Below are 6,947 nucleotides of genomic sequence, written 5' to 3'. Positions count from 1 at the left end.
TCTGAAATGGGGCGAAAGTCTGTGGACTCTGTGTAAGACAGTACATGGTTTTTTAACTGTGGTATGCGACGGTGGTGGAAGCAGAAACTTAAATCGTGAGGTTTAGGAATCGCCGCACTTTTAGGGCGGCGAGGATGTCAACGTTGAAGTTCTTTCCCTCCCACCCCCGTTGATGCTTTTTACTACTCCCCTTCCTCTTAGTTGTAAAATACCTACACCTGTCAGTCCCTATTGACCATCTCCTAAATCCTGAGAAGATTACCAAACAATGTTAGAATAATTCCCGTACTGTAGGCGCTTGCAGATTCTTGTGGGCGTGGCAGGGCAGGCGAAAAACGATTCCGTTAGGAATTAAACCAAAAAAGTTCCACTGGCAACAGCAGTAGATTTTATCTCACTGGGTTGACCGGTTGGCAGTTCGTCAAATTACGGATCAATACAAAATTATCATTTACAGATCTTTCTTGGTAACTTATGGCACAGCGTACACGCTTAGGTGAAATCCTTCGTCCCCTCAACTCAGAATATGGTAAAGTTTCTCCCGGTTGGGGAACTACCTTGCTGATGGGAGTGTTTATGGCTCTGTTTTTAGTCTTTTTGCTGATTATTTTACAGATCTACAACTCCTCCCTAATTTTAGAAGGATTTAATGTGGATTGGGGTCAGTAAGCAGATTCCAACAATCTTGTCGGCATTTTTGGCCGCAGAATTGTCTCTCGGACTTTAGCAGGTGGGTTATTGCCCACCGCAAGTTTTTTATTAGGAGCAAACACATGAATATTTTTGGGATTGGATTGCCAGAAATGGGGTTAATTCTCTTGATTGCCCTGCTAGTTTTCGGACCGAAGAAATTACCAGAAATCGGTCGCAGTTTAGGCAAAACTATTCGAGGATTTCAAGAAGCATCCAAGGAATTTGAAAGTGAATTTAAGCGAGAGGCCCAGCAGATTGAAGACTCGGTAAAAATCAAAGCTGAATTAGAAGAAAGTCAATCTCCTAGGGATCAAACTCGTTCCAGTTGACAACTTTGTAGAGATGTAGAGTAGGTCAAATTCGAGGCTATCCGCTAGATTAACATCGAGAATGACCAAATCGAGATTAAATTGGCAGTTTTACCATAGACCTCTTGTAAAAATCAAAAATTGTTGTTAGGGTCAGGAGTCGGTCGTCGGTCGTCGGTCGTCGGTCGTCAGGAGATTATTTTATTTATTCTTCCCACTTCCCCACACCCCGCACCCTACACCCCACACCCCACACCCTACCCCCACGAAAAACTTTTTCAGCAGACCCTAAGTAGGCAGAATATATCATTAGTTTGAGAATTCCCAGAAGGCAGGGAAAAAATGACTATTTCCTTGCTATAAGTATTGTAGATGTCAAGAGTGGTAAATGAATGTCTATAGTGGTATCCCCCGAACAAGTCCATCAAATCGTCAACAACCTCCATCACGATCCCTTTGAGGTTTTGGGGGCCCATCCCCTAGAAGAAGAAGGAAAAGTCAATAAATGGGTTGTTAGAGCCTATTTACCGAAAACCACGGCCGCCTGGGTTATTTTACCGTCCCAAAGACAAGAATATCCCATGACGACCGCTTATCACCCCCATTTTTTCGAGTGCGTTATCGATATCGGTGAACTGAACAATTATCAATTACGCATCCACGAGGGAGAACAGGAACGGGTAATCTATGATTCCTATGCCTTCCGTTCTGCCAAACTTAGCGATTTTGATTTACACCTGTTTGGGGAGGGCAACCATCATCGCATTTATGAAAAATTAGGGGCGCATTTAGCCGAAATCGAGGGTATTAAAGGGGTTTATTTTGCCGTTTGGGCTCCTAATGCTCGCAATGTCTCGATTATTGGTGATTTTAATAACTGGGATGGTCGTGATCACCAAATGCGGAAACGTAATAATATGGTCTGGGAATTGTTTATCCCGGAAATCGGTGTTGGCACTAAATATAAATACGAGATCAAAAATTGGGAAGGTCATATTTACGAAAAATCTGATCCCTACGGTTTTGCCCAAGAAGTACGCCCGAAAACCGCCTCGATCGTGGCCAATTTAGATAGCTATACTTGGGATGATAGCGATTGGATGGAAAAACGCCGCCATAGCGATCCTTTAACTCAACCGGTTTCCGTTTACGAATTACACCTCGGTTCTTGGCTGCACGCTTCTAGCGCCGAACCACCCCGTTTACTTTCCGGGGAAGGAGAAGCGGTTCCCGTGTCGGAATGGAACACTGGGGCCCGCTTTTTGAGTTACTACGAGTTAGCCCAAAAACTGATTCCCTACGTTAAGGAATTAGGTTACACCCATATCGAATTATTGCCGATCGCCGAGCATCCTTTTGATGGTTCTTGGGGTTATCAAGTGACGGGTTATTTTGCCCCCACCAGTCGCTACGGCAATCCTGAAGATTTCATGTATTTTGTCGATCAATGTCACCAAAATGGCCTTGGTGTGCTAGTGGATTGGGTCCCCGGTCACTTCCCCAAAGATGGCCACGGGTTAGCTTTCTTTGATGGTACTCATCTTTATGAACACGGCGACCCGCGCAAAGGGGAACACAAGGAATGGGGAACCTTAATTTTTAACTACGGTCGCAACGAAGTCAGAAATTTCCTGGTGGCTAATGCCCTATTTTGGTTCGATAAGTACCATATTGACGGTATTCGAGTGGATGCGGTGGCTTCTATGCTCTATCTCGATTATTGTCGTAAAGATGGGGAATGGGTGGCCAACGAGTACGGTGGCCGGGAGAATTTAGAGGCCGCCGAATTCCTGCGTCAAGTCAATCATGTAATTTTTAGCTATTTCCCCGGAATTCTGTCAATTGCCGAAGAATCCACCGCTTGGCCGATGGTGTCCTGGCCCACCTATATGGGCGGTTTAGGCTTTAATTTGAAGTGGAATATGGGCTGGATGCACGATATGCTCGATTATTTCGGCATGGATCCCTGGTTCCGTCAATTCCATCAAAATAATGTCACTTTTAGTATGTGGTATAACCACAGCGAGAATTATATGCTGGCTTTGTCCCACGATGAAGTGGTTCACGGCAAAAGTAATATGATTGGCAAAATGCCGGGGGATGAGTGGCAAAAATTCGCCAATGTCCGGGCATTATTTAGTTATATGTTTACCCACCCCGGCAAGAAAACCATGTTTATGAGCATGGAATTTGGCCAGTGGAGTGAGTGGAATGTTTGGGGTGATTTGGAGTGGGGTCTTTTGCAGCATCAACCCCATCAACAGCTAAAACGCTTTTTCTCAGATTTGAACGCCACCTATAAGAGTGAACCTGCTTTATATACCCAGGATTTTGGTCAGGATGGCTTTGAGTGGATCGACTGTAGTGATAATAGTCATAGCGTCGTTTCTTTCCTGCGCTGGAGCAAAAATTGGCAGGAGTTTCTGGTGGTGGTCTGTAATTTTACTCCCCAACCCCACAGCCATTATCGCGTTGGTGTACCCCATCCCGGTTTTTATCAGGAAATCTTTAACAGCGATGCGGGTAAATATGGCGGTAGTAATATGGGCAACCTTGGCGGTAAATGGTCGGAGGAATGGTCCTATCATAGCCGTCCCTACTCGATCGATCTCTGTTTACCACCTTTAGGGGTTTTAGTTCTCAAAATCGGTCCTCATGCTTCTGGGGAATAGGTAAGCTTTTTTCAGTGATCAGTAAACAGTAATCAGTGAACTGAAAACTAACATCTGATAACTGATAACTGAGCTGCCATTACTGTCGAGATGGCTAATACTAAATCCGTTGAGTAACGCACAGAAAACGGGTTTCTCGGAGAAACCCGTTTTCTACTCATGTAATAGGCAAAAGGATCAATAGATAATCAGTCTTTAATAACAGGATTTAGTCTGAACAGGTACAGACAAGAAAGTGCAGAAAGTGGGCATTTTCCTCTGGCGAGCATTGGAACCATAAACAAGCAAAAGTATCTGTATATTTAGTTACTAAATAAGACAGATTTGCCCTAGATGCGGCCTAGGGAAAAGCCGGTCAAAAACTAACCCATCAGGATCACCGTATCGATGACGTGGATCACACCATTATCTGCCTCGATATTACCCGCGACCACCGTGGCATTTTTCACCTCAAAACCTTCGCTACAATCGACGGGAATCGGTGAACCCTCTAGAGAAGTCACTACAGCCAATTTTGCCAAATCTTCCTGCATATATTTGCCCGCAGCGACGTGATAGGTGAGAATTCGGGTTAATTGGGGGATATTCTGCACTAGGGTTGTAATCGTCCCGGGGGGCAATTTGGCAAAAGCTTCGTCGGTGGGGGCAAAAACCGTGAAGGGGCCAGGACTTTTTAGGGCATCCACAAGATTAGCCGCTTGTACCGCCGTCACTAGAGTTTTAAAATTATCGGCACTGACCGCAATATCGACAATATCTGCCATGAACTTAACTCAATCCCTTAAAAAAATTATCTATTTTAGATTTTAAACTCAATCTTGTGGCTCTTCTCGACTTTGTGTGATAATTTTTGCTTATGGAATCGTGAAATGTTGACGGAGAAAGACTTTTACGACTATTTTGCCGAAGAAACTATCAGTATAGGCTTCGTTTCCACACAGAAACCGGAAGAGCCATCTTGTCCCAAAGATCACTTTACTAAATTGTGTGTCAAAAGTTGGTAAAGTAGCCTAGTCTCATAAAATAGCAACCGACATAGGCTATCCTTACCTAATGCCTTAAAACTGGGTAACTCTTGGGTGACTTTGATTTTTTTCCCGGTTTTTTCGTTGCGAGTAAAATAGGTGTTTTTTCTGGGATTTAGCCAAGAGTTCTTAAGTTTAGCCATAGTCTCAGTTTTAGCGGGTTTATTCGGGCAAATAGTCACCATTGCCTGCTGTCCTTTAGTCAAATCTTTCTTAACATTTCAAACCCTTGTAGCACAAGGCTTTTAAGACTCGGTTAACAATTTGTAATATTCCTTGTTGACACCCTTACAAAACAAAGAAAAAACTGAAATCAAGTCAGGATCAGGGTTGGAGTGCTTACTGAAAAAATTGTTAAGAAAGATGCCTATAAGGGATAGGAGGGTGTCTGATAATTTTTAACGCCTACCTACTTAACTAGGGTTTATAACTGGGAAAATCGATATAACCTTCCTTGTCAAAAGAATACCAATCCTTCATCTCAGCATCGGGATTAAGAGGCCAATTATTGGCGAATCTTTCCACCAAATCGGGATTACTGATATAGGGGCGACCGAAAGCAATTAAATCCGCATCTCCTAACTGAATAGCGGCTTCAGCAGTTTCTTTTGTATAACCGCAATTGCCGATTAAAGCACTATTAAAAACAGCCCGAAACTCGGATAAAAGCATCGGTTTACCCTTTTCATGAAAACCAAAAGCCAAGCCATCTAGCAGATGCAAATAAGCTAAATTGTACTCATTTAATCTTTGGGCAACATAGAGAAAAGTTTCTCGAAAATCCTCGGAACCCATGTCATTATAAACCCCATTGGGAGACAGACGCACCCCCACCCGATGACTGGGAAAAACAGTTAAAATTGCCTCGACTACTTCCTGTAAAAAACGATAGCGATTTGCCAAACTGCCACCGTACTTATCCTGACGCTGATTAGTAACAGATTGTAGAAAAGTATCGATTAAATAACCATTAGCCCCGTGAATTTCTATGCCATCAAACCCCGCTAATTTTGCCCTCTGAGCGGCTTTACGGTAATCGGCGACAATTGCGGCGATTTCCTCGGTTTCTAAGGCTCTAGGGGTCTCGTAGGGCTGTTTGCCGATGGGTGTATGCAACTCCCCCTTAATCTTAATTGCGGAAGGGGCAACGGGTAAAGCGCCATTTTCCTGAAAACTAGAATGAGAAGCGCGACCACAGTGCCACAATTGACAAAAAATTGGTGTTCCTTTTCTTTGGGCGATTTTTGTCACTATTTGCCATGCTTGCGCTTGTTCATCGGTGTAGATACCGGGGGTATTTTGCCAACCGTTAGCTTGGGGAGAAATTACCGTCGCTTCCGTAATCATTAATCCGGCGCTGGCCCTTTGCCGGTAATATTCGGCCATTATCTCATTAGCAAGACGTTTTTCTCCGGCTCGCGCTCGCGTCATGGGAGCAAGCACAAGACGATTTTCTAGGTTTAAATCTCCCAATTTAAATTGACTTAAAAGAGCCAGGGAAGTAGTGAAGGAAGTCATCGAATTTGCCGATAGAGAGTTTAGGTTAATTTTACCGCAATGAGTTAAAACCGGACAATCACACCCCAGGATGATTGACTGTCTATCTGCGAGATTGTTCCTCTGCTAAGGGAGGAGAATTAATCGGATCAACTAGCTGAATATAATTAATATTGGTCATAAATCTGACTATAATTACAAGTTATTTAATTTATTCATCTTCCCAAATTAAAGAGACATAAACTATATTTTCTGGTAGTTGAGTCATGATAAATTTCTTGGCAATTTTGGCATCAGAAATATTGCTTAAATCTCAAGAGATAGGAACCTTAACTATTCGATCACCCAAATAATACCACAAATCCACCTGTCTCCAGTTATGTATGAGGGGACTACCCCCATTCCATCACCTCCCTGACCATTTCTCTCAAGTCATCCTTCTTGGTCTTTCCCTCTCGCTTGTCATAAAGGCGAAAATTAATAGGAGACAATTTTTTGTCTAGTTCGGTTAAAATAGTGTAATTAAGCTTATATTTATCTGACCAGAAATAGTCATGATCGAGATGTCTAGTAACTTGTTTTGTACCTATAAAACAGACTTTCTAGGAACTAAAACTAAACCTTTTTTATTCGGTGCTTACGAATTTTAAGAGGGGTTTTCAGAATCAGCATTTTTTGGCAAACCTACCCAAAAATAGCCAAAAGAGGCAAACAGGCTCTACATTGCGTTGATAAAAATGGGAAAACACGAG

Annotated in this window: 6 protein-coding genes; 4 read left to right on the top strand and 2 right to left on the bottom strand. The window is 43.0% G+C overall.

Annotation, left to right across the window (positions count from 1 at the left end; translation table 11 throughout):
• The first annotated feature begins 474 nt into the window (after positions 1 to 474).
• The 3 genes from psbH (at position 475) to glgB (ending at position 3,673) form a co-directional block, all read left to right on the top strand.
• Positions 475 to 669, top strand: a complete 195-nt coding sequence (gene psbH / locus PN470_RS20595; RefSeq protein ID WP_002736544.1) for a photosystem II reaction center phosphoprotein PsbH — start codon at positions 475 to 477, stop codon at positions 667 to 669.
• Between the two features lie 104 nt (positions 670 to 773).
• Positions 774 to 1,022, top strand: coding sequence for a TatA/E family twin arginine-targeting protein translocase (locus tag PN470_RS20590; RefSeq protein WP_002743526.1), 249 nt, complete (start codon positions 774 to 776; stop codon positions 1,020 to 1,022).
• 371 nt (positions 1,023 to 1,393) lie between these two features.
• Positions 1,394 to 3,673 (top strand): 1,4-alpha-glucan branching enzyme, encoded by a 2,280-nt coding sequence (glgB, locus tag PN470_RS20585; RefSeq protein WP_002737827.1) that lies wholly within the window; start codon positions 1,394 to 1,396, stop codon positions 3,671 to 3,673.
• Between the two features lie 362 nt (positions 3,674 to 4,035).
• Here glgB and PN470_RS20580 read toward each other — a convergent pair whose 3' ends face one another.
• Positions 4,036 to 4,437 (bottom strand): fasciclin domain-containing protein, encoded by a 402-nt coding sequence (locus PN470_RS20580; protein WP_002736196.1) that lies wholly within the window; start codon positions 4,435 to 4,437, stop codon positions 4,036 to 4,038.
• A 54-nt stretch (positions 4,438 to 4,491) separates the two neighbouring features.
• Here PN470_RS20580 and PN470_RS22270 point away from each other — a divergent pair, with 54 nt between their 5' ends.
• Positions 4,492 to 4,677: a hypothetical protein gene (locus PN470_RS22270; RefSeq protein WP_002747899.1), complete on the top strand. Its 186-nt coding sequence runs from the start codon at positions 4,492 to 4,494 to the stop codon at positions 4,675 to 4,677.
• A 438-nt stretch (positions 4,678 to 5,115) separates the two neighbouring features.
• On the opposite strand, the gene PN470_RS20575 is transcribed toward PN470_RS22270, so the two are convergent.
• The gene (locus PN470_RS20575) at positions 5,116 to 6,216 is read right to left on the bottom strand and encodes an alkene reductase (RefSeq protein ID WP_271936441.1); all 1,101 of its coding nucleotides are present in this window, start codon (positions 6,214 to 6,216) and stop codon (positions 5,116 to 5,118) included.
• Positions 6,217 to 6,947 lie beyond the last annotated feature (731 nt).

It is taken from the genome of Microcystis sp. CS-574, assembly GCF_028329095.1.
Taxonomy (GTDB): domain Bacteria; phylum Cyanobacteriota; class Cyanobacteriia; order Cyanobacteriales; family Microcystaceae; genus Microcystis; species Microcystis ichthyoblabe_A.
This window is presented reverse-complemented; position numbering and strand designations above follow the sequence as displayed.

Excerpts from the sequence above, each read along its gene's own strand:
- psbH (WP_002736544.1), top strand. The coding sequence starts at position 475 with ATGGCACAGCGTACACGCTTAGGTGAAATCCTTCGTCCCCTCAACTCA.
- PN470_RS20590 (WP_002743526.1), top strand. The coding sequence starts at position 774 with ATGAATATTTTTGGGATTGGATTGCCAGAAATGGGGTTAATTCTCTTG.
- glgB (WP_002737827.1), top strand. The coding sequence starts at position 1,394 with ATGTCTATAGTGGTATCCCCCGAACAAGTCCATCAAATCGTCAACAAC.
- PN470_RS20580 (WP_002736196.1), bottom strand. The coding sequence starts at position 4,437 with ATGGCAGATATTGTCGATATTGCGGTCAGTGCCGATAATTTTAAAACT.
- PN470_RS20575 (WP_271936441.1), bottom strand. The coding sequence starts at position 6,216 with ATGACTTCCTTCACTACTTCCCTGGCTCTTTTAAGTCAATTTAAATTG.